At 62.6% G+C, this 22,156-nt stretch carries 18 protein-coding genes; 10 read left to right on the top strand and 8 right to left on the bottom strand.

Annotated features, from left to right (window positions below; all coding sequences use genetic code 11):
• The first annotated feature begins 520 nt into the window (after positions 1–520).
• Together CS1BSM3_RS25185 and CS1BSM3_RS25190 are read left to right on the top strand one after the other, a co-directional pair.
• A complete protein-coding gene (locus CS1BSM3_RS25185; RefSeq protein WP_072392518.1) occupies positions 521–2,239 on the top strand; it encodes a Na/Pi cotransporter family protein in 1,719 nt (572 codons plus the stop codon).
• A gap of 410 nt (positions 2,240–2,649) precedes the next feature.
• A complete protein-coding gene (locus CS1BSM3_RS25190) occupies positions 2,650–3,960 on the top strand; it encodes an acyltransferase family protein (RefSeq protein WP_072392521.1) in 1,311 nt (436 codons plus the stop codon).
• 163 nt (positions 3,961–4,123) lie between these two features.
• Here the strand turns inward: CS1BSM3_RS25190 and CS1BSM3_RS25195 are convergent, their stop codons facing one another.
• The 3 genes from CS1BSM3_RS25195 to CS1BSM3_RS25205 all read right to left on the bottom strand — a co-directional run bounded on the left by CS1BSM3_RS25195 (position 4,124) and on the right by CS1BSM3_RS25205 (position 7,286).
• Entirely contained in the window at positions 4,124–4,981 is an 858-nt protein-coding gene (locus CS1BSM3_RS25195; protein WP_072392524.1) for an alpha/beta fold hydrolase, read from the bottom strand.
• Positions 4,982–5,070: 89 nt separating this feature from the next.
• Positions 5,071–5,988, bottom strand: coding sequence for an MBL fold metallo-hydrolase (locus CS1BSM3_RS25200; RefSeq protein ID WP_072392527.1), 918 nt, complete (start codon positions 5,986–5,988; stop codon positions 5,071–5,073).
• A gap of 56 nt (positions 5,989–6,044) precedes the next feature.
• Entirely contained in the window at positions 6,045–7,286 is a 1,242-nt protein-coding gene (locus tag CS1BSM3_RS25205) for an NAD(P)/FAD-dependent oxidoreductase (protein WP_072392530.1), read from the bottom strand.
• 213 nt (positions 7,287–7,499) lie between these two features.
• Here CS1BSM3_RS25205 and CS1BSM3_RS25210 point away from each other — a divergent pair, with 213 nt between their 5' ends.
• Positions 7,500–9,074, top strand: a complete 1,575-nt coding sequence (locus CS1BSM3_RS25210; protein ID WP_072392533.1) for a winged helix-turn-helix domain-containing tetratricopeptide repeat protein — start codon at positions 7,500–7,502, stop codon at positions 9,072–9,074.
• 119 nt (positions 9,075–9,193) lie between these two features.
• Here the strand turns inward: CS1BSM3_RS25210 and CS1BSM3_RS25215 are convergent, their stop codons facing one another.
• Entirely contained in the window at positions 9,194–10,153 is a 960-nt protein-coding gene (locus tag CS1BSM3_RS25215; RefSeq protein ID WP_072392536.1) for a LysR substrate-binding domain-containing protein, read from the bottom strand.
• 143 nt (positions 10,154–10,296) lie between these two features.
• Here CS1BSM3_RS25215 and CS1BSM3_RS25220 point away from each other — a divergent pair, with 143 nt between their 5' ends.
• The 7 genes from CS1BSM3_RS25220 (at position 10,297) to CS1BSM3_RS25250 (ending at position 18,107) form a co-directional block, all read left to right on the top strand.
• Positions 10,297–11,304 carry an ABC transporter substrate-binding protein gene (locus CS1BSM3_RS25220; RefSeq protein WP_072392539.1) on the top strand — a complete coding sequence of 336 codons (1,008 nt, stop codon included), beginning with the start codon at positions 10,297–10,299 and terminating at the stop codon, positions 11,302–11,304.
• 63 nt (positions 11,305–11,367) lie between these two features.
• On the top strand, positions 11,368–12,534 hold the full coding sequence (locus CS1BSM3_RS25225; RefSeq protein WP_072392542.1) for a UxaA family hydrolase: 1,167 nt from the start codon (positions 11,368–11,370) through the stop codon (positions 12,532–12,534).
• Between the two features lies 1 nt (position 12,535).
• The gene (locus tag CS1BSM3_RS25230) at positions 12,536–13,690 is read left to right on the top strand and encodes a mandelate racemase/muconate lactonizing enzyme family protein (RefSeq protein WP_072392545.1); all 1,155 of its coding nucleotides are present in this window, start codon (positions 12,536–12,538) and stop codon (positions 13,688–13,690) included.
• A 54-nt stretch (positions 13,691–13,744) separates the two neighbouring features.
• Positions 13,745–15,082: an FAD-dependent oxidoreductase gene (locus tag CS1BSM3_RS25235; RefSeq protein ID WP_072392555.1), complete on the top strand. Its 1,338-nt coding sequence runs from the start codon at positions 13,745–13,747 to the stop codon at positions 15,080–15,082.
• 63 nt (positions 15,083–15,145) lie between these two features.
• A complete protein-coding gene (locus CS1BSM3_RS25240) occupies positions 15,146–15,997 on the top strand; it encodes an ABC transporter ATP-binding protein (protein WP_083528895.1) in 852 nt (283 codons plus the stop codon).
• Entirely contained in the window at positions 15,990–16,871 is an 882-nt protein-coding gene (locus CS1BSM3_RS25245) for an ABC transporter permease (protein WP_072392561.1), read from the top strand. Before CS1BSM3_RS25240 ends, CS1BSM3_RS25245 begins: the two co-directional genes overlap by 8 nt.
• 39 nt (positions 16,872–16,910) lie before the next feature.
• Positions 16,911–18,107: a CaiB/BaiF CoA transferase family protein gene (locus CS1BSM3_RS25250; protein WP_072392563.1), complete on the top strand. Its 1,197-nt coding sequence runs from the start codon at positions 16,911–16,913 to the stop codon at positions 18,105–18,107.
• 79 nt (positions 18,108–18,186) lie between these two features.
• Here the strand turns inward: CS1BSM3_RS25250 and pstB are convergent, their stop codons facing one another.
• The 4 genes from pstB to pstS all read right to left on the bottom strand — a co-directional run bounded on the left by pstB (position 18,187) and on the right by pstS (position 21,987).
• Positions 18,187–18,972: a phosphate ABC transporter ATP-binding protein PstB gene (gene pstB, locus CS1BSM3_RS25255; protein ID WP_072392566.1), complete on the bottom strand. Its 786-nt coding sequence runs from the start codon at positions 18,970–18,972 to the stop codon at positions 18,187–18,189.
• Positions 18,969–19,820: a phosphate ABC transporter permease PstA gene (gene pstA, locus CS1BSM3_RS25260; RefSeq protein ID WP_072392569.1), complete on the bottom strand. Its 852-nt coding sequence runs from the start codon at positions 19,818–19,820 to the stop codon at positions 18,969–18,971. The genes pstB and pstA overlap by 4 nt, the downstream gene beginning before the upstream one ends.
• Before the next feature lie 12 nt (positions 19,821–19,832).
• Complete coding sequence (pstC, locus tag CS1BSM3_RS25265) at positions 19,833–20,822, bottom strand: phosphate ABC transporter permease subunit PstC (RefSeq protein WP_072392572.1); 990 nt, start codon at positions 20,820–20,822, stop codon at positions 19,833–19,835.
• Between the two features lie 118 nt (positions 20,823–20,940).
• Entirely contained in the window at positions 20,941–21,987 is a 1,047-nt protein-coding gene (gene pstS / locus CS1BSM3_RS25270) for a phosphate ABC transporter substrate-binding protein PstS (protein ID WP_072392575.1), read from the bottom strand.
• Positions 21,988–22,156 lie beyond the last annotated feature (169 nt).

The raw sequence follows: 22,156 nt of genomic DNA on the forward strand, positions 1-22,156 counted from the left end.
CAGAGCCGACGCATCGCCGAGGCGGGTCACGCTGTGCACGAGCGCACAGCATAATGTTCCTGATCGGGAACATGAATAGATGCGATAGCTGGAGGGATAGAACTCGGTCCGTCGCTTCAGGATTCGACGAGAGTTCGAACCATCGCCCGTCAGGCTAGCGACTTAGATCGATGGTCGATCGCAGAAGTGGACATCCCGCTCGTCGGAAGACAACACACCGGGGTGCGGTTGATAAAGTCAGCTCTCGATTGAGGAGCGGAAAAGAGGACGCGCTCAAAGTTTCGCCCGACGAAACCTCCGCCTCCTTCTAAATTAACGTGCCCCAGCCTGCTCCAATGGCTTCAAATCCACGCTCCCCGGCCGTTCCACGACTGAGCGCGAAGCGCGAGGAAATCGGGAATTTCTAGTTAGGGAAAATTCAGACGAGCGTCGAATTTTGTGAGGAGGCTATCGGATCGGGTCGGCTGGCGGTACGACTCCAACGAACTCGAGGCCTAAGCGTAGACGGGGCGAGACGTGCATGTCGACAGCGATTGCCATTCTCGGGGGCGTCGGATTGTTCCTGCTCGGCATGACCGTCATGACCGACGGCCTGAAGGCGATGGCTGGATCTGCTCTGCGCACCGTCCTCGGCAAGGCGGCGGACACGCCGCTCTCGGGTGCCTTCTGGGGCGCGATCGTCACGCTGCTCGTGCAATCGTCGAGCGCGGTGACGATGACGACGATCGGCCTCGTCAGCGCCGGCCTGCTCACCTTTGCGCAGGGGCTCGGCCTCGTGTTCGGCGCCAATGTGGGAACCACCGGCACGGGCTGGCTGGTGGCGCTGATCGGCGTGCGCGTCTCGCTTTCCACTTATGCGCTGCCGATGATCTTCATTGGCGCGCTGGCCAAGCTGCTGGCGGGCGGTCGGATCGCGGCCGCGGGTGGCGCGCTCGCAGGTTTTGCGTTGGTCCTCTATGGGCTGACGACCCTCCAGCAGGGCATGGGCGGGCTCGCCGAGAGCTTGCATCCGTCCGACCTGCCTGCGGTCCTCGGCGCGCCGGGGGTCGGCTGGCTCGCAGGGTCGGTCGGCCTCATGACCTTGATCGCTGTCGGCCTGGCGATGACCGCGGTCATGCAGTCCTCGACGGCCGCCATCGCCGTCACCATTTCGGCTTTCTACGCCGGAGCGGTGAGCCTGGAGCAGGGCGCGGCGCTGATCATCGGGCAGAATATCGGGACGGCGACGAGCTCCGCGCTGGCGGCCATCGGGGCCAGCGCGACGGCCAAGCGCCTCGCCCTCGCCTATGTGCTGTTCAAGGTCATCGCGGCGCTCATCGCCATCATCGCCTTTCCGTTCACGGCAGCGCTGATGAAGGCGCTCACCTCGTCGGTCGACGGAACGACGCTCCTTGCTGCCTACCACACGGCGTACAACGTCGTGGGTGTCGCAGTGCTCCTTCCGGCGACGCAGTGGTTCACCCGCGTCGTGGAGCGGCTCCTGCCTTCCGAGCAGACCGCACTTCAGCGCGCGCTCGATCCCAGCGCGCTCGCCAGTCCGGTAATCGCGGTCGAAACCGCTCGGCGCGTCGTCGCGGACGTCCTCACGTCAACTGCCGCCTCGGTCTCCGCGGCCCTTTCAAGCGGGACCGGCGCGGTGGCGCAAAACACGACGAGAGCCGCTGCCGTACTGGAGAAGGTGCGGGATTTCCTGTCCGAATTGAAGGAGCCTCCCGAGACGGACGCCGAGCGGCTCCGCATGGCAAGCACACTGCACGCGCTCGATCACGCCTCGCGTCTCGTGGAAGTTCTGGCACCCGGCGGGCTGCCGGGACGGCCGGCCGGAGCGCCCCATGACCTTCGCGCCGCCGAGCTGTGCAATAAGGCCATGCGCGCAACACAGGTGGTTGGCGGCTCGATCATTTCGGAATCCGCCCTCAGCGCGCGGGCCGCCCCCATCAGTTGGAGCGTTTCGTCCGAAGTCGCAGCGGCGCTCGCCGAGGTGGAGGGCGCAGCGAGAGCACTCGACGCTCTGCAGCGTGACCATCGCGCCGCGACCCTCGCCTCTGTCGCGTCGGGAAAGCGGACGGCCGCGGATGCCCTCGAGCAGATCGAGACCGTTCGGCGGCTCCACCAGATGGCGCATCATGCCTGGCGTTCGGCAGCGCATCTCCTCGGCCGCGGCGCGCATGATGACCTGGGCCCGCTCTCCCAACCAGCAAGCACTGCGAGCGGCGGGATCGAGGACGAGCCCAACTAAGGCCGTGGCTTCAGGCGCAACGTCGCGGCAAGCGATGCCGGCGAAAGCGATCGGAGGCTGCTTCGCGTCGATCTCACGGACGCTCCTGCAGCCGGAATTCGTTCCGCCGATCCCGGCTCGACAAGACATGCTTTCAGGTTTCCTATGAGGTGCCGAGCGAGCTCGTGACGTCTAAGGCTTACACAAGCGCTCGTTCTGCTTTCCGCCTAGCGGCGTACGATCACAGTTCGTCAGGCCTCATTGCCCCGCTACAGAGGATGGACTGGAACCCTGCCGATGCTGCGTCTGTTTCGGCAACGCGATCCTCGGAATGAAAGTCGAGCCCGCATGCCCGCTTGTGGCAACGACGAGGTGATCGGGGACGTGTGCCGCAGGGTCACGCGGTCTGAGCGACACGCCGGTGAATAGTCATGGCCGCCTGGTCCCGCGCTGCCGAGCTCGCTGACCGCACACCCGCCTCCCGCAACCGCTATGTCGATTTCCTGCGGGCGATGTCGATGTTGGTCGTGATCGTCGGGCATTGGCTCGCTGCCGCGCCCCACATCGACGCGCGCGGGACGCTCGTCACCGCTCACATCTTGACGCTCGCTCCCTGGACCGCCTGGCTCACATGGATCCTCCAGGTGATGCCGATCTTCTTCATGGTCGGCGGGTACGCAAACGGCATCAGTTGGCGCGCCACGCGGCGGGACGGCAAATCGTATGCCGCCTGGCTTGAAGGCCGATTGCGCCGCATTCTCTGGCCCCTCCTCCCGCTACTCGTCGTCTGGGTGATGATCGTCGGCGTCGAGTACGCCCGCGGCGTGCGGCCGGAGCTGATCAGCTATGGCTCGCGCGTGGCCTTCATTCCAATCTGGTTCCTCGCGGTGTACGTCGTGATCGTTCTGCTCGTGCCGCTCATGGAGGTCGCCTGGGCCCGCTTTGGGATGGGATCGTTCTGGGCCCTGACGGCTGCCGCAATCGTCGGCGACGTCATGTACTTTGCCTTCGACCTGCGCTGGCTCGGCTTTGCCAACTATCTGTTCGTCTGGGGCGCGATCTCCCTCCTCGGCTTTGCGTGGCTCGACGAGCGGTTCTCCGACCGCTCGGTGATGCTTTTCTGCGGTGCTTTGGGCTTCGCTGCGCTCGTCTTGCTCGTCCACTTCGGGCCGTACCCCGTCGCCATGATCGGCGTCCCCGGCGATCCCGTCAGCAACACGACACCGCCCAAGGTCACGCTGATACCGCTCGCGATACTGCAGGGCGGGTTATTGCTCGCTGTACAGGCGCCCGCCCGCCGCTGGCTGGCTGGACGCGGCGCATGGACCGCCACCGTGGCAATCAACAGCAGCATCATGACGCTGTTCATCTGGCATTTGACGGCCACCACACTCGTGGTTCTCGCAGCTTATCTGACAAATGGCTTCGGTCTGCGGCTGGACCCAGGGAGTGCCCAGTGGTGGTGGGCGCGGATCCCCTGGATCATAGCCAACACCCTTGCGCTAGTTCCTCTTGTCGCCGCGTTCGGGCGCTTTGAACGCCCCGGCGTGCCCGAAGGCCCACCGGCGCTTGCCTGGCGCCACGTACTCGGCGCGCTGGTGACGGCCGCTGGTCTTGCCCTGCTCGCCGCCCACGGAGTTGGTGGTTACGGATGGTTTGGTCTGAACCTATGGGGACTGGCGCTGGCCTTCGCCGGCATTGGCCTTGTCGCACGCCGACCCGACAGCGCTCGCACAAGCTGAAAGACGCCTCTGCAAAGCCTGTAGGGCGTGTTGCTCATCGGAGCCGGCGGCGCGAAGCGCGATGGCGCTCACCGAGAAGGTCTCCTGCAAGAACTGCCAAGTGCTGATTCTCCCGACGGCCGAGTTCAACAGCAAACGGTGCATGGTGCCGGCAAGCCGTGCTCTAAGCGACTGCGGCTTTGCCCGACGTCTCGACGAAGGCAAGCAAATCTGGGTTCACCGTATCGGCGTGGGTGGTGCACATGCCGTGCGGGAAACCCTCGTAAACCTTGAGCGTTGCCTTCTTCACAAGCTTGGCCGAAAGCAATGCCGAAGCGGCGATCGGCACGATCTGGTCATCGTCGCCATGCATGACGAGCGTCGGAACGTTGATGACCTTCAGATCTTCGGTGAAGTCGGTTTCCGAGAAGGCCTTGATGCCCTCGTAGTGCGCCTTGGCACTGCCCATCATGGCCTGCCGCCACCAATTCTGGATGACGCCCGGCATCGGCTTCGCGCCAGAACGATTGAAGCTGTAGAACGGGCCGCCTGCGAAATCGAGATAGAACTGTGCCCGGTTAGCGGCGAGTTCTTTGCGCAAGCCATCGAACACCTCGATCGGCAGACCTCCCGGATTGGCCGGCGTCTTCACCATGATCGGAGGCACGGCGCCAATGAGCACGAGCTTCGCGACACGACCCAGGCGCTGGCCGTGCTGCGCGACGTAGTGCACCGCTTCGCCGCCGCCGGTGGAATGACCAATGTGGACTGCACTTCTCAGATCGAGATGCTCGACCACGGCAGCAACATCGGCGGCATAGTGATCCATGTCGTGACCATCGCTCACCTGCGCCGAGCGGCCATGGCCTCGCCGATCATGGGCGATGACGCGGTAGCCCTTGCCGACGAAGTAGAGCATCTGGTTGTCCCAGTCGTCGGCGCTCAGCGGCCAGCCGTGGTGAAAGACGATCGGCTGAGCGGTCTTCGGGCCCCAGTCCTTGTAAAAGATGCTGGTGCCGTCCTTCGTTGTGATGACGCTCATTGCCTCGTTCCTTTCCTTGTGTTGGCTCCTGCGTGCGAGCCGCGCTTTGTGCGGTCCGGCGTCAGCGGGCACCGAAACCCGACAAGCGGTCAGTAGTCCCACCAGGCCGGTATCCAGCGGAAGACGTCGCCGGCGGCCGCTACCCGGCCAATGGACGGGAACGACAGGTGCGTGGCCGTCAGCGGCTCGCCACTGGCCGCCAGTTCCCGCAAGAGACTGACCCGGACGCGGGCCGCCTCCTCAGGGTCGTGTTCGAAGCCGTTGTGCCAGTCGGAGTGCTCGAACCCGACCGCGAACACGGCGTCGCCGGCGAACATCAAGCGGTCGCCGCCGGACGCCAGGCGGACCACGCTGTGCCCGGGGGTGTGGCCGCCTGTGCGCGTGACGAGCACCCCCGGCGCCACCTCGTATTTGTCGTCGAACGGACGTATCTGACTTTGGTATTCGTTCAAGAACCGCTTGGCGGCCGACCGAAGCGCGTCGGGGAACCCTTGCGGCATGAAGACGTGGGAGAAATCGGGCGACGCCCAGAACTTGACTTCGGCGGCCGCCACGTGGACCCGCAGGTCCGGACGAAGCCGCTCCTTCACGCCGTCGAGGAGCAGCCCGCCAACGTGATCCATGTGCATGTGGGTCAGCACCACGTCGGTCACGGAGCGAAGATCGATGCCGGCGGCCTCCAGTCGCCGGACCAGCTGCCCGGCCCGCGGCAAGTCCAAGCCTGGGTCCGACCCTATCCCGGCGTCAATCAGTATGGTCCGGCCGCCGCTACGCACCACGACCGCGTTCAGCGGCCAGTCAAGCATCTCCGCCGGCAGGCCCATGTCGCGCAGCCAGGCTGCCCGGACGGACGGGTCGGTGTCGTGTGCCAACATCCTGGTTGGGAGCGATAGCACCCCATCGCTGACCACCATGACGTCAATCTCGCCGACCTTCAACGCGTAGCGCGACGGAACCAGCTCGTCGCGCGCCGGTTTAAAACCGCCCTTTGTTGTGATCGCGTCCATTGTCTGTGTTCCTTTCGTTTGTGTCGCAATTCGCGGCTTGTCGCACGCGCGCCGCTTTACGCGGCTGCGGCGTTGATCGGCACCGAGAAATCCGAGAGATCCATCACCTGCGCCGGCGCAGAGGCGAACAACTTGTCCAGCTCAGGACGCGGCGGATAAATCCAGACGGTGTTGATTTCCCGCTTGGTCGCCTTCGCCAACTCTCCGATCTGCTCCAGTTGCGGTTTCCATCCCCGCGCGAAAATCGCGCCCGAAGACCCGAGATCGAGGCACACCACGTAGGTCTTCTGATCATAGGGCTCGGTCGGCAGGCCCAGCAGATCGGCGGCCGCGTTGTGGCCGGCAAAGGCCCCAAGCCGGATGGCGAACTGACAGGTCATCGGGGCAACGTTGCCCAGATCGTCAGCAGCGACCTTGGCAGTGTCGCCGGTCGCAAACACATTCCTGACGCCAGGCACGCGCAGGTCGGGGTCGACGATCAGGCGGCCCAGATTGTCGCGCGATGTTGAAATCTGCGCAGTCAGCGGCGACGCGCGCATTCCTGCCGTCCAGATCACGGTCGCACTCTCGATGCGCTGTCCATTGGAAAGCGTCACACCGGCCTCATCCAGTGCCGTGACACCCACGCCGAGGATTGTTTCCACGCCGCTGTCGCGAATCGCATTCGCAATGACCGGACGCGGGTTGTCGCCGGTCTGAGGTGCAATCAGCTCGCCACGCTCGACGAGCACGACTCGGATATCGGCGTCTTTTCCGAGGATGGTACGCAGCCGCCGGGGCATCTCGGTCGCGGTTTCGATTCCAGTGAAGCCGCCTCCGGCCACGACCACGGTGTTGCGGGCTTGTGAAGGCGGCTGCTTCGCCAGCGCGTGGAGGTGGTGATCGAGCTTGATGGCTTCATCCATCAGGTCGACGCCAAATGCGTGCTGCGCAAGGCCAGGAATGCGGGGGCGGAAACCGGTGCTGCCGGTAGCCAGGACCAATCGGTCGTAGGCCAGTGTCTCGAGCTTGCCCTCGGGCCCGACGAAGGTCGCCAAGCCGGACGCGCTGTCGATCGTCTCGACCGACCCTTGCACGTAGCGGACATCGATCTCGCGGAAGAGCTCCGAGAGCGGCGCCTTCATCGTCTCCGGTTTGGGTTCGTACAGCCGCGGCCGGATCACGAGGAAGGGCTCGGGTGAGATCAGCGAGATTTCGAGGTCCTTGGGCGATACGCCCTGCAGGTGGCGGAGGCGGGCGGCGGATATGGCTGCATACATTCCTGCAAATCCGGCGCCGACGATGAGAAGTCGCTTCATGGTCAACGTCCCCTGGTGGGTGTTTCGATGGGAACGTTTCTGCCAGCGGCCGGGTTGAAAGACTTTGTAGTGGCCTTGTCAGGAGCTTGGATCTGTCTTGGTTTTCAGTCCAAGCGGCCGCAATCGGGACCTACGTGTCACGCAATGATCGCTGTGCTATCAATGGCTTGGCTGGACTGACGGTTTCATGCTCCCCGGCGACGGAGCGCGAAAGTGCAGTATTTGTTCGAAGACTATTCGCTCGACCCTGATCGACGGGAACTGACCCGGCATGCCGAGGCCGTTGCCATCGGGCCGAAGGTCTTCGACCTGCTGCTCTACCTCATCCAGAACCGCGAGCACGTCGTCAGCAAGGACGACTTGCTGGAGGCGGTCTGGAGTGGCCGCATCGTCGCTGAATCGACCTTGACCAGCCATATCAACGCTGTTCGCAAGGCAATCGGCGACAGCGGCGAAGAGCAGCGTTTGGTTCGGACCATCACGCGCAAGGGATTTCGTTTTGTCGGCGAAATCAAGGAAGCGTCGGCTGGCGCCTCCCCGCGCGCAGAACCCGCGAAATCGGAAGCGCCGCCTGCGCCGGCGCTGACCCTGCCCGACAGTCCCTCCATTGCCGCGCTCCCGTTCCTGAACCTGAGCGACGACATCGAGCAGGAGTACTTCACCGACGGCGTGGTGGAGGACATCATCACGGCCCTGTCGCGCAATCGCTGGCTGTTCGTGATCGCGCGCAATTCGAGCTTCACCTACAAGGGCCGCGCGGTCGACGTGAAACAGGTCGGCCGCGAGCTCGGCGTGCGCTATGTGCTGGAAGGCAGCGTGCGCAAAGCGGCGCACAGGGTGCGCATCACCGGGCAGCTCATCGACGCGACCACCGGCGCGCATCTGTGGGCCGAACACTTTGAAAGCGCGCTCGACGATATTTTCGAATTGCAGGATCAGGTTACCGAGGCCGTCGTCGGCGCGATTGCGCCGCAGCTTGAGCGTGCCGAGATCGAGCGCGCGAAGCGCAAGCCAACCGAAAGCCTCGACGCCTACGACTATTATCTGCGCGGCATGGCGCACCTCCATCTGGGATCCAGGGCGTCGATCGACACCGCGCTCGGCCAGTTCAACCACGCGCTCATGCGCGACCCGAATTTCGCGTCGGCCTATGCGATGGCGGCTTGGTGCTATTTCTGGCGCAAGGTCAACGGCTGGATGACCGATCGCCCAGGCGAGATCGCCGAGGGCGCCCGCTTGGCGCGTCGGGCTGTCGACCTCGGCCGGGACGATGCGGTCGCGCTCACCCGCGGCGGGCATGCGCTCGCCCACCTCACCGATGACGTCGCCGGCGGCATCGCCTTGCTCGACAGGGCGCTCGTGCTCAATCCCAATCTCGCGTCAGCCTGGTTCCTCGCCGGATTCCTGCGAACCTGGAACGGCGAGCCGGACGCCGCCATCGAGCACTTCGCACACGCCATGAGGTTGAGCCCACTCGACCCCGAGCAGTATCGCATGCAGGCCGGACTGGCGGCGGCGCATCTGTTCGCGGGGCGCTTCGACGCCGCGTCGTCGTGGGCGGAGAAAGCCTTCCGGGAGTTGCCGAGCTTCCTGATGGTCGTCAGTGTCATCGCGGCGAGCCATGCGCTCGCGGGCCGGCCCGACGAGGCGCAGCGCGCGATGAAGCATTTGCGCGAGCTCGACCCCGCGCTGCGCGTCTCCAATCTCGCGGATTGGCTCCCGATCTGCCGGCCGGAGGACCTCGCGACCTTCGCGGATGGCTTGCGGAAGGCGGGGCTGCCGGAATAGGGGCCGCGCTGTTCAGAGGGGGCGCGCGATCGAGTAGCGCCGCCAACCACGTCTGATATGTGCGGCGCCGATCCTGACGAGGTCTTAGGCGACACATCGATGCGCCCGTCGGTGCCCAGCTACCGGGACCTAATTTGGCGCGTGCCGATCGCCTTCGGGAGGCGAGCCTTCCATCTGCCTGAAGTGACGAGCTCCAGTACAAGCGTCCGTATCTCGGCCATCAGCAAGCGCGTCGGGACCGTCAGTGGCTTGTGAAACGTCGCGGACATGACAAGAAGGCGCTCCAGCGCCGGGGAGACAATGCGTGCCGCCTGCAATCGCCCGGTGATGACATCATGAGACACCATATCGAACGACGCGATGGTGTATCCCCCGCCTGATGCTGCGACCGCTTTCATGGTGGACATGGAATCCACCTCCAGCGGCACCAGCAGTTTGATGCCGCCGCGCGCATAGGCGTCCTCCACCAGCGCGCGCAGCGCGTGAGGAAGGCCAGGGAGAATGAGCGGCAAACCGTTCATTGCCGACAGCCTCACGCTCTTCTGAGATGTCGGCCGGTCTCCTGGAGGCCCGATCAAGTACAGATCGTTGACGCACAGCGGCGCGTCGCCCCTCCTGGTGTTCGGCTTCTTGGCAAAGAAAAGGCCGATGTCGGCGCGCCCGTCGGCCAATAGCTCTTCGATCTGGCCACTCAAGCCTTCGACAAGGCGAATACGAACCTGCGCAAACCGTGCCTGCACGCGCTCGAAAAGCGGGCCGGCGAGAAGCTCCGCAACCGATGCCGGAAGCCCGATGACCACGGTCCCAGTAGGCGTACCGACGGTTGATCTCGCCTCGTCCTCGAGCTGCTGAGCATCGGAGAGAAGCTGCTTCGCACGAGGCAGGAGTTTCTTTCCGTTATCGCTCAGCAACATGCCGCGCCCGGTTCGATGGAACAGCTTGTGCCCGATTTCACCTTCGAGGTCCTGAAGCTGTCGACTGACGCCGGAACGGGCCAAGTCCAAGACGATGGCAGCCTTGGTGAGGCTGCCGCTTTCCGCGACGCGCACAAATACCGCGAGTTGCTTGAGATCCAACATGATTCCTGATGTCACGAAATCGCAATTCAGATTCCATGCATCACATCTAGCAGACGGCTGCAACTCTGGACAACATGTCCGCAACCAAGCAAAGCCCGTGCCTTTTCGAGCAGGGCGACAATCAGGCCGGGGAGGCTGTTAAGATGAAGAAGTCCATCTCATTGCTCGGTGTCACACTTGCTCTGGGCGTAGCATTAGCGCCGGCGGAAAGCCGCGCCGAGGCGACGGAGGTTCGCTTCGCGAAGCAATATGGCATCGCCTACCTCCAGCTCATGGTCATGGAGGATCACCAGCTCGTCGAGAAGCAGGCGAAGGCTGCCGGGATCCCACTAAAGAGCGTGTCTTGGAATACGTTCACAGGCGGAGCGGCCGTAAACGACGCGCTGTTGTCCGGCGCCGTTGATTTTGTCGGAGGAGGCATCGGCGCCTTCGTGACCATGTGGTCGCGGACCAAGGGCATACTCGACGTCAAGGCGGTCGGCAGTCTCGTGAAGATGCCGATGCTCCTCAACACCCGTAATCCGAACGTCAAGTCGATCGCGGACTTCACGGACAAGGATAGGATCGCGCTGCCGGCGGTCAGGATTTCTCCGCAAGCGGTCACGCTGCAGGCCGCTGCAGCGAAAATGTTCGGCGACAAGAGCTTCGACAAGTTCGACTCGCTGACCGTCAGCCTTGGGCACCCGGATGCGATGCAAGCGCTCTCCTCGGGCTCCAGCGAGATCACCGCCCACTTTACGACACCCCCCTACCAGTATCAGCAGCTGCGAATGCCCGGCGTTCGCACTGTGCTGAACTCGTACGACGTATGGGGTCCTCAAACGGCAACCATCGTGTGGGCCGGCAGCAAATTCGTGAAAGAGAACCCGAAGCTGTACGCCGCCAGTGTGAAGGCTCTCGAGGAAGCCACGGACTGGATCAACAAGAACAAGACCGAGGCGGCCAAGCTCTATCTGCGCATGTCCAAGGACAAGGAAACGGTCGAGAACATTCTGGCGATGCTCAACGATCCGCAGATCGAGTTCACGATGACGCCGCACAACCTGATGGCATTCGTGAACTTCAAGCACAGAACGGGCACCATGAAGGTCGTTCCCGCCACGTGGAAAGATCTCTTCTTCCCGAACGCGCACGCCCTCTCGGGGAGCTGAGTTGATAGGGGAGCACCTCCTGGCGAGCGGCTCCAAAAGCAAAAACAAAAAGGGGCGTCCTCGATGTCGGAGCTGTCGACCTTTCGCGGATACAGACGTCCGGATGGCCGCGTGGGAATACGCAACCACGTGATCGTGCTGCCGGTCGACGATATCTCAAACAGGGCGGCTGAAGGGGTGGCAGCCAGCGTAGCAGGAACGCTGGCGCTGCCGCACGCCTACGGGCGCCTCCAGTTCGGGGCTGATCTGGATCTCTTGTTTCGAACCTTGATTGGTACCGGCCGAAATCCAAACGTCGCGGCTACGGTTGTCATCGGCATCGAGCCACAATGGACGGAACGCGTGGTCAAGGGGATCGCTGCCAGCGGAAAGCCCGTCGCAGGGTTCTCCATCTCCGGTCTCGGCGATCTGGACGTGGTGGCGTTGGCGTCGAAGTGTGCGCAGCAGTTCGTCCAGGATGCCTCCGAGTACGAGCGGACGGAATGCTCGCTGTCGGAGCTGGTCGTTTCAGCCAAATGCGGTGAGTCCGATACGACGACCGGCCTCGGCTCCAACCCGGCCGTTGGCTGGGTTTTCGATCGGCTCGACGAGCTGAAGGCCACGCTCATTTTCGGGGAGACGGCGGAGCTCACCGGCGGCGAGACGATCGTCGCCGCGCGGTGCGTCAATGCCGATGTAAGAGAGAGGTTCCTCGAGGCACACGCGGCCTATGATCGGGAGATCATCCGCTACAAATCGAATGATTTGATCGAATCCAACCCGACAGCAGGCAACATCAGGGGCGGCATAACGACCATCGAAGAAAAGGCGATGGGTGCGCTCACGAAAATCGGGCGAAAAGCCCGCATCGTCGGCGTCGTGGATACGGCGGAAGCTCCAGCCGGGCCGGGCCTTTGGTTCATGGATTCATCGGGTGCCGGGGCGGAGATGCTGACGGCCTGCGCCGCGGCCGGTGCGACGGTCCATCTTTTCTCGACGGGACAGGGGAACGTGGTCGGAAACCCGATCCTCCCCGTGATCAAGATAACGGCCAATCCGCTCACTGCCAGGACAATGGCTTCCCACATCGACGTCGATGTCTCGGGCATACTCCAGCGTAGCATCACCCTGGATCAGGCAGGCGAGGCAATTCTCGGCACGATGATACGAACCTGCGCCGGTCGCCTTACGGCTGCGGAGGCGCTCGGGCATCGTGAATTCGTGATGACGCGCTTGTTCCGGACCGCCTGATATGACCCTGTCGGAAGACATCACATCGTCGGGACGCGAGGCTCTCGTGAAGAACCTCACCGTCTGCATCGCGACAAAGCGCTACCCGCCCGGTTTGCGCAACACGTTGCACGCTTGGAATGAGAAGCACGCCGTTTTGGCTTTCGTTGAAACGCGAGGCGGAGTGATCGGCGTTGGCGAAGCCTGGTGCGACGGCGGTGCGCCGGAGACTGTCGCGAGCCTTATTGCCAAGGATCTGAAAAGTATCGTCGTCGGTCAGCCCGTGTGGGCCATCGAGCAGTTTCACGCGCGCGCCCTTGCGACGAACCTGATGAGCGCGAAGGGCGGCATCCTCTATGCGGCGACGAGCGCCATCGATATCGCAATGTGGGATGCTCTAGGGCGCCTGGCGGGAATGCCCGTATACAAGCTGCTTGGCGGCTTCTCGACCTCGGTGCCCCTTTATGCCAGCGGCGGCATGTACCGGGACGGACACGGTCCAGATGCTTTGGGCAAGGAGATGGCCGATGCCGTAGGGCGCGGCTTTGGCGGCGTCAAACTGAAGGTCGGCGGAGCCCCCCTGCGCCAGGATGTCGAGAGGGTATCCGTGGTTCGCGAGGCGATCGGAGCGGAAACGCGCATGATGGTCGATGCGATGTTCTCCCCGACCGTGCCTGAAGCCATCCGGCTGGGCCAAGCGCTGCTCCCTTTCGATCTCCACTTTTACGAAGCCCCGACGGCGCGCACAAATCTGCCGGGCTGGTCCGAGGTCAGAAGGGCCGTCGGGATTCCGATCGCAGGACCGGAATTGGAGGCCGGCCTTCACGTCTTTCGGCAGGCACTCGAGCTCGGCGCGGTGGATTATCTGCAGGCCGATGCCTGTGTGTGCGGGGGGATAACCGAGATCCGAAGGCTCTCCGGCCTCGCTCAGGCTTTCCATCGGCTCACAACACTGCACTGCTCGGGCTCAGCCATCGCACTCGCGGCAAATGCTCATGCCGCAGCAGCCCTTCAGAACTGCGAGAGCGTGGAAATGCACATGCTTCATCAAACACTGTTCGAGCGGCTCTGGCAGGCAGGCTATCGTATCGCTGGCGGACGGCTTCATCTGCCCGATACTCCCGGCCTGGGGATCGATCTAACACCAGATGACCCGGAGCTGCAGAGGATCGCCTAGCGCTCGTTCATATGCAGCAGGTCGCGGGCTGCACGAAAAATGTCAGGACATCACATGCTCGGCTTTGATCAACGCGCCGCCACTCTCCACGATACGGACATCCTGGTCGTTGGCGGCGGCGCGGCCGGCGTCGCAGCGGCCGTTACAGCCGCTCGGCAGGGCCTCCGCGTTACCCTCGTCGAAAAGTATGGCTTCTGCGGTGGCGGGGCAGTCGCCGGCATGTCCGGCACGATTTGCGGGATGTATGAGGCGTCGGACGCACCGGATTCGCGCCCCGTTCAGGTGGTCCATGGTTTTCTCGACGAGTTCGTCAGACTGATGGAGACCAGGGGCGGTCTCGCGCCGCCGGTGCGGTACGGCAAAACCTTCACGCGTGTGCATGATCCTCTGATCTGGCGCGACGTCGCCGATGCGCTTCTGGAAGATGCCGGCGTCACCGTCGTCTATCACGCGGTGGCGACCTCGGTGCTCGTGGAAGGCGGCGAGCACATGGAGGGAGCCGTTATCTTCACGAAGGAAGGTCCGCTGCGCGTCCGCGCCAAACTCACCGTGGACGCGAGTGGTGATGCCGACCTCGTCGCGATGGCGGGGTTCCCTTCGTTCGTCGGGCAGAACGGCAAGGTCCAGAACCCAACGATGATCTTCCGCCTGCTGGGCGTGGACGTCGATCGCTTTGTCGGCCGCTATGGCACCGACACCATCATGCCGGATGAAATATCGGAACTGATCCGGGAGAAGAACGTCGGCAACGAGTATCGGCTTCCGCGTACCAAGATCTGGCTGTTTCCCACTACCCGGCCAAACGAGCTGCTCTGCAATTGCACCCGGATCGTCGGCAAGGACGGGCGGGAGCTCAACGTGCTCTATGCGAAGGACTTCACCGAGGCCGAGATTGAGGGGCGCAAGCAGATCCGTGAGTACGCGAGGTTCTTCCGGGACAACCTTGCTGGTTGCGAGAACAGCGTGATCAACGACAGCGGCGTCCAGGTCGGCGTCCGGCAAACGCGTCAGGCCAAGGGCGTGGCAATGCTCCGGAACGTGGATGTAACGCAGGGCACGAAGTTCAAGGACGGCATTGCCCGATCGCCATGGCCCATCGAGTTGCACACTGGCACCAAGCCCAAGGTGGAATGGCTGATCAATGATTTCTACGAGGTGCCCTATAGCTGCTTCGTGCCGGAGAGGGGCGAAGGTCTGCTCGTCGCCGGCAGATGCCTTTCGGCGGAGCACGAAGCGGTCGCCTCCGCACGCGTGACCGCGCAGTGCTTCTCGTATGGTCACGCGATCGGTCACGCCGCCACTCTTTGTGTCAGAAATGGCTTGGCTCCCAGGAAACTCTCGGGTGCCGACCTGCGCGACGTGCTGAACCGAGATGGCGCACGACTTGATTGATCAGCGCGAGGAGCCCGGCGGTGTCAGCGAAATTCCTCAGCCTTGGAAAGGAGCACTTTTAGGATGACGGTAGCTCATGCGGTGGATGGCTTATTGAAGCCGGACACCTCAGCTCACTCACCACTCCTTTCCGTGAAGGATGTAACGCTCCAGTACAAGACGCGGGAACATATCGTCACGGCCACCTTCCGGGTGAGCTTCGACGTCTTCCAGGCCGATCGCTTCGTATTGCTCGGGCCATCCGGCTGCGGCAAGTCGAGCTTGCTGAAAGGCGTCGCAGGCTTCATGGCACCGGTCGAGGGCTCCATGCAGCTCAACGGCCAAACAATCGACCGGCCGGGCCCTGACCGGATGATGGTGTTTCAGGAGTTCGACCAGCTGATGCCCTGGAAGACGGTGCAGCAGAACGTGATGTTCCCGATGCTGGCCAGCGGCCGCTGCACACGCAAGGAAGCGCAAGAGCGCGCTTTACGCTTCATCGACAAGGTCAACCTGACCAAATTCCGCGACGTCTATCCGCACATGCTGTCGGGAGGAATGAAGCAGCGGGTCGCCATTGCCCGCGCGATGGCCATGGAGCCTGACATCCTGCTGATGGACGAGCCATTCGCAGCCCTCGATGCTCTGACGCGACGAAAGATGCAGGAAGAACTCCTGCAACTCTGGGGGGACACGCGCTTCACGATGTTGTTCGTCACGCACTCCATCGAGGAAGCGATCATTGTCGGTTCACGCATTCTCGTGCTCAGCCCGCATCCCGGTCGCGTCAAAGCGGAGCTGAATGCTCACCAGTTCAGCCATGCGGAGCAGGGTCGTCCCGAGTTCGGGGCACTCACCCAACGCATCCACAATATGCTGTTTGCCGAACGCATCGAGGAAGAAGCGCTCGCAAAAGCGGGAGCCGCTCATGGCTAGTGCATCACTCATCACGCCACTCGTCCGCCCTGAGTTCGAGCACGCCACAGTTGAAGCCGGTCAGATCGGAGAGGTGGAACGGCCTCTTTCGACTTGGGAAAGGCTGACCAACATCGAGTGGGTTCGCAAGGCCGCCATTCTCATAACTCTGGCTGTGATCTGGGAGGCCTATGCGCGGTATGTTAGCAACGAGCTGACGTTCCCCACGCTCGTTCAGACCATGCAGGCGCTCTGGGACTCGACCGTTTCCGGGCCGCTTCTGGAACGCACGTTCACATCTCTCAAGGTTCTACTCACCGGCTACGCCTTGGGCCTTTTCATTGCGGCCGTGTTCACGACAATCGCCGTTTCAACCCGCATAGGGACCGATCTGCTGTCCACTCTGACGGCAATGTTCAACCCGCTGCCGGCAATCGCGCTCCTGCCCCTGGCATTGCTGTGGTTCGGCCTCGGCACGCCCAGTCTCGTCTTCGTCATTGTTCACTCCGTCCTGTGGGCGGTAGCCCTGAATACGCACACCGGCTTCCTTGCCGTATCGGAGACGCAGCGTATGGCGGGGATGAACTACGGACTGCGCGGCGTACGCTATGTCTTGAAGATACTCATCCCGGCCGCATTCCCCTCCATCCTCGCTGGCCTGAAGATCGGCTGGGCCTTTGCCTGGCGTACGTTGATCGCCGCTGAGTTGGTCTTCGGCGTCTCCTCGCGTTCGGGTGGGTTAGGCTGGTTCATCTTCGAGAACCGCAATCAGCTTGAGACCGCCAATGTGTTTGCCGGCCTTACCGCGGTGATCATCATCGGCTTGGTGGTCGAGAGCGTCGTCTTCCGCACGATCGAGATGCATACCGTTCGAAAGTGGGGCATGCAGCGCTAGGTTGCGCCGCCGTTCCAGTGACCGCGAGAGGCTAGCCACATGCGACAAGGTCCGCTTTCAGCGCTTCGGGTCCTGGATCTTTCGACCATCTTCGCTGGTCCACTTTGCGGCGCGCTGCTTGCAGACTACGGCGCCGATGTGATCAAGGTCGAGCAGCCGCGTGTCGGTGATCCCTTGCGCGCCTTCCCACCGCATAAGAATGGCGTCTCGCTCTGGTCGAAGGTCACCAATCGCAACAAACGCGCCATCAGCCTGGATCTCAGGAACCCAATAGCCAAAGACGTCCTCGGCCCGATCATCGCGAAGCGGGACGTGGTCATCGAAAATTTCCGCCCGGGCACGCTCGATGGCTGGGGTCTGACCGGCGACTGGATGCGTTCTCTGAACCCGCGTGTGACGATCATCCGAATTACCGGCTTTGGTCAGGATGGCCCCTATCGGGACAGGCCAGGTTTTGCGCGCGCATTCGAGGCGCTGTCCGGTTTCACCCACCTCTGTGGTGAAGCGGACGGGCCACCGCTGCACTTGGGCTTCCCGATCTCCGATGCTGTCGGCGGCCTCGTCGCAGCACTGGGCGTTCTTGCTGCGCTCTATGAGCTGGAGCGGTCACCTGAGAAGGAAGGGCAGGAGATCGACTGCTCGATGGCCGAGGCAATGCTCCGCGTCATGGACTTTGTCGTTATCCAGCAAGACCAGCTGAACCAGTCACCCAAGCGCTCAGGGAACGTCAGCGCGTATGCTGCACCTAGCAGCATTTTCGAGACGCGCGATGGCAGATGGGTTTCCATTCCCGCATCATCGCAATCACTGTTCGAGCGCCTGACGGAAGCCATCGGTCAGCCCGAGCTGAAGTCGGATCCACGCTTTGCCAGCAATCCCGATCGCGTGCGGCATCGTCAGGAGATCAATGGCATCGTCGCCGACGCATTGCGTGGCTTAACCTTCTCCGAGCTGGAGAAGCGATTGGACGCTCACGGGATTGCGTTTGCGCCGATCAACGATGCCAAGGCAGCCATCGAGGATCCTCAATTCGTCGCGCGCCAAGCGATTGTGGAGATTCCGGATCGCGAGCTCGGGCGCGTCAAGATGCAAGGCGTGGTGCCGCGCTTTTCGCGAACGCCGGGCGCGGTTCGGCAAGCAGGTGAAAGCGTCGGCCACGATACCAGCGAGGTGCTTGCGGAGTTCGGCTTCAAGCCCGACGCTATCGAGCTTTTGATCGCGAAGGGAGTGATTTGACGAAGCTGCTCCACCTATTCTCGGCCGTGCGGCGACAGCGCTGAGCTGCGTAGTGGCGGCTTCTTCTTTCCGAGTTCGCTTAGCCGAACCGACCGGTTACGTATTCCTGCGTGCGATTGTTCGTGGGATTGGTGAAAATCTCGGACGTATCGCCGAATTCGACGAGCTCCCCGAGATACATGAAGGCCGTGTATTGTGAAACACGGGCGGCCTGCTGCATGTTATGCGTGACGATCGCGATCGTGTAGTCCTGCCTGAGCTCGTCGATGAGCTCCTCGATCTTGGCCGTGGAGATCGGATCGAGTGCCGAGCAAGGCTCATCGAAGAGAATGACCTCGGGACGGATGGCGATCGTTCTCGCAATGCAAAGCCGCTGCTGCTGGCCCCCTGAGAGCGAAAGGCCGCTGGTGAGGAGCTTGTCCTTCACCTCGCCCCAGAGAGCGGCCTTTTCCAGCGCGGACTGGACGCGAGCATCGACCTCGCCCGTCGAGAGCCTCTCATATAAGCGCATCGCGAAGGCGATATTATCGTAGATCGTCATGGGAAATGGCGTCGGCTTCTGGAAGACCATGCCGATGCGCGAGCGCAGAAGATTGAGATCTTGCCTCGGCTTCAAAATATTATCGCCGTCGAGCAGGACCTCTCCCTCGGCTCGCTGGTTTGGGTAGAGGTCGTACATCCTGTTGAGGACACGGAGCAGCGTGGACTTTCCGCATCCCGAAGGGCCGATGAACGCCGTGACGTGATTGGATCGGAGCGGCAGGCTCACATCCTTCAGAGCGCGGCTTTGGCCGTAGAAGAAATTGAGGTTGCGGATCGCTATTTTTTCCGCCGCCTCCGGCTTGGCGACTGACAGCATATTCATTGTGCGGTCCTCGAAGAACTTAGCCAGCGCGCTACGACGCTCAATGCGAGCACGGCCAGTGTGATGATGAGAGCCCCTACCCATGCCAGGCGCTGCCAGTCGGCGTACGGGCTCAGCGCAAACTGGAAAATGACAACCGGCAGGCTGGAGAAGGGCGCGTTGAGGTTCGTGCTCCAGAATTGGTTGTTCAACGCGGTGAAGAGGAGAGGTGCCGTCTCACCGCTGACGCGCGCCACGGCGAGCAGGACGCCGGTGACGATGCCGGCCCTTGCGGCCTTGTAGGCAATCCTGCGGATCATAATGGACGGCGGCATCCCGAGCGCGATTGCCGCCTCGCGCAACGAGCCGGGCACGAGCAACAGCATGTTCTCCGTCGTGCGCACGACGATCGGAATCACGAGCAGCGCCAGCGCGACCGCACCGGCGAAACCGGAGAAGTGCCCCATAGGCGCGACCATGACCGTATAGACAAAAAGGCCGGTGACGATCGAAGGCGCGCTGAGCAGGATATCGTTGATGAACCGGACCACCACGGCAAGCCGCGTGTGGCGCCCGTATTCGGCCAAGTAGGTTCCCGCCAGTACGCCGAGCGGCGTGCCGATTGCCACGCCGATGGCTGTCATGATGAGACTGCCGACGATGGCATTGACGAGGCCGCCCTCGCCGCCGGGAGGCGGGGTTGTTTGCGTGAAGACCTGCAGGGAAAGGCCCGAGAACCCTTTGAACATGAGCGTTCCAAGGATAATCGCGAGAATGCCGAGGCCGAGCCCGGTTGACAGCCAGCACAGGAGATTGCTCACGAAGTTGCTGCGCTTGCGCCGGCTGTAGCGGCCTTTGTCGAGAGCCATTGCCTATGTTGCCTATGTTCCAGATTTCAGCTCGAGCTTCATCAGCATCAGACGGGCTCCCGCCAGCACGATGAAAGTGATGAAGAAGAGCACCAAGCCCAAGGCAATGAGCGACGACGAGTAGAGATCTCCCACGGCCTCTGTGAACTCGTTGGCAATAGTGGCCGAGATCGTCGTGCCGGGCGCCAGGATCGATGCGGAAATCCGGTGCGCATTGCCGATGACGAAGGTGACGGCCATGGTCTCGCCAAGCGCGCGCCCGAGAGCGAGCATCGCTCCGCCGACCAGCCCGACGCGGGTATAGGGAATAACGACGTTTCGTACGACTTCCGTCGTCGTGCAGCCGAGGCCGTAAGCCGATTCCTTGAGGACGGCCGGCACGGTCTCAAAGACATCGCGGCTGACCGCTGTGATGAACGGCAGAACCATGATCGCGAGAATGAAGGAGGCCGTAAGCACGCCGATGCCGTAAGGCGGTCCTGCGAACAAATTGGAAAGGATCGGCACGTTGGCGAACGTCCCTATCAGCGCCGGCTGCAGCGTCTCCTGCAGAAAGGGGGCGAAGAAAAACAGTCCCCAGATGCCGTAGATGATGCTCGGAATGCCGGCCAGCAACTCGATGGCAATGCCGATCGGGCGACGCAGCACGGGCGGGCAAAGCTCCGTCAGGAATATGGCGACGCCGATGCCGATGGGCAGGGCAAACGCCATGGCCAAGGCTGACGTGACAACCGTGCCATAGATAGGCGCGAGCCCGCCGAACTTTTCCGTGACCGGGTTCCACGACTGCGTCGTGATGAACGACAGCCCGAAGGCGCGAAATGCCGGAGCCGCCCCCTCGATCAGCGAGAGAAAGATGGCGCCCAAGATGACGAGAACGCTGACTGCTGCTGCGCGTGTCAGCCATCGAAAAGCAGCGTCTCCACGTCGCAACTTGGCTAGGACCACGCTCCGGCCGTCGTCAGCGGCTGTCTTCTCGATATCAAGAGGCAAGCTAACCATTTACAGCTCTGGTTGGCGGCAAGTGCAAACGTGGACGTTCTTGTAGATCTGAAAAACGAAAGTCGGGGTGCGGCCGGCGGGTCGTCCGCACCCCTCCTCACGTTGCACTGGGAGGTGCTCAGTTGCTGGCGAAAACCGGCTTGCCAGCGGAGTCTTTGATGTCCTTGGCCCACATCGCCTTGACGCTCTTGACCACGTTGGCGGGCATCGCGATGTAGTCGAGCTCGTCAGCCGCTTTGGCACCGTTGTCGTAAGCCCAGGCGAAGAACTGCAAGGCCAGCTTCGCGGCCTCAGGATCGGCGGGCGCCTTGTACATGAGGATCCACGTCGCCGCGGTCATCGGCCACGATTCGGCGCCGGGCTGGTTGGCGAGAATGACGCCATAGCCGGGAGCGCTGTTCCAATCCGCATTGGCGGCGGCAGCCGCAAAGGACGCAGACGTCGGCTTAACGCGCTTGCCATCCTTATTGATCATGTCCGTGTGCGTAAGCTTGTTCTGCTTGGCGTACGCATACTCCACGTAGCCGATCGAGCCCTTGGTCTGAGCGACGTTGTTCGCGACGCCCTCATTGCCCTTGGCACCGATGCCGACCGGCCATTCGAGCGAGGTGTTGGTGCCGATCTTGTCCTTCCAGCTCGCGCTGACTGCCGAGAGATAGTAGCTGAAGTTGTACGTCGTGCCCGATCCGTCGGAGCGATGCACGACCGCGATCGCCGACGACGGAAGCTTGGCGCTCGGGTTGAGCTTCTTGATGGCCGCATGATCCCAGGTCTTGATGTTGCCCTGGAAGATTTCGGCGAGCGTGGGACCGTCGAGCACAAGCTCGCCGGGCTTGATGCCTTCGACGTTCACGACCGGCACGATGCCACCCATGACCATCGGGAACTGAGCCAGGCCCGACTCGTCGAGATCCTTGCCGGAAAGCGGAGCATCCGTTGCGCCGAACGTGACGGTCTTGGCCTTGATCTGCTTGATGCCACCGCCGGAGCCGATGGACTGGTAGTTGAGGCCGACGCCGGTCGACTTCTTGTAGGCGTCCGCCCACTTCGCATAGACGGGATACGGGAACGTGGCACCCGCACCTGAGATGTCCGCAGCAAGCGACGGCGTGGCCGCGACGGCCATGCCGATCGCGAGCGCCGCTGCGCGGGCCATGATCTTCATTTTCACTCTGGTATCTCCCCTGGTCTAGGAGTTCGGGGGAAGCGGCATTCTCAGCCGAAGCCTCCCATTTATCGCGCCCCAAAACGGTGCGATGGAAGGCACCTGCGCATAGGCAGACAAAGGTTTTGTGACAGCTTAATAGGCTGATAAATCAAGGAAACATAAGATC

Origin of the sequence: Hyphomicrobium sp. CS1BSMeth3 (genome assembly GCF_900117415.1) — a bacterium.
Lineage (GTDB): Bacteria > Pseudomonadota > Alphaproteobacteria > Rhizobiales > Hyphomicrobiaceae.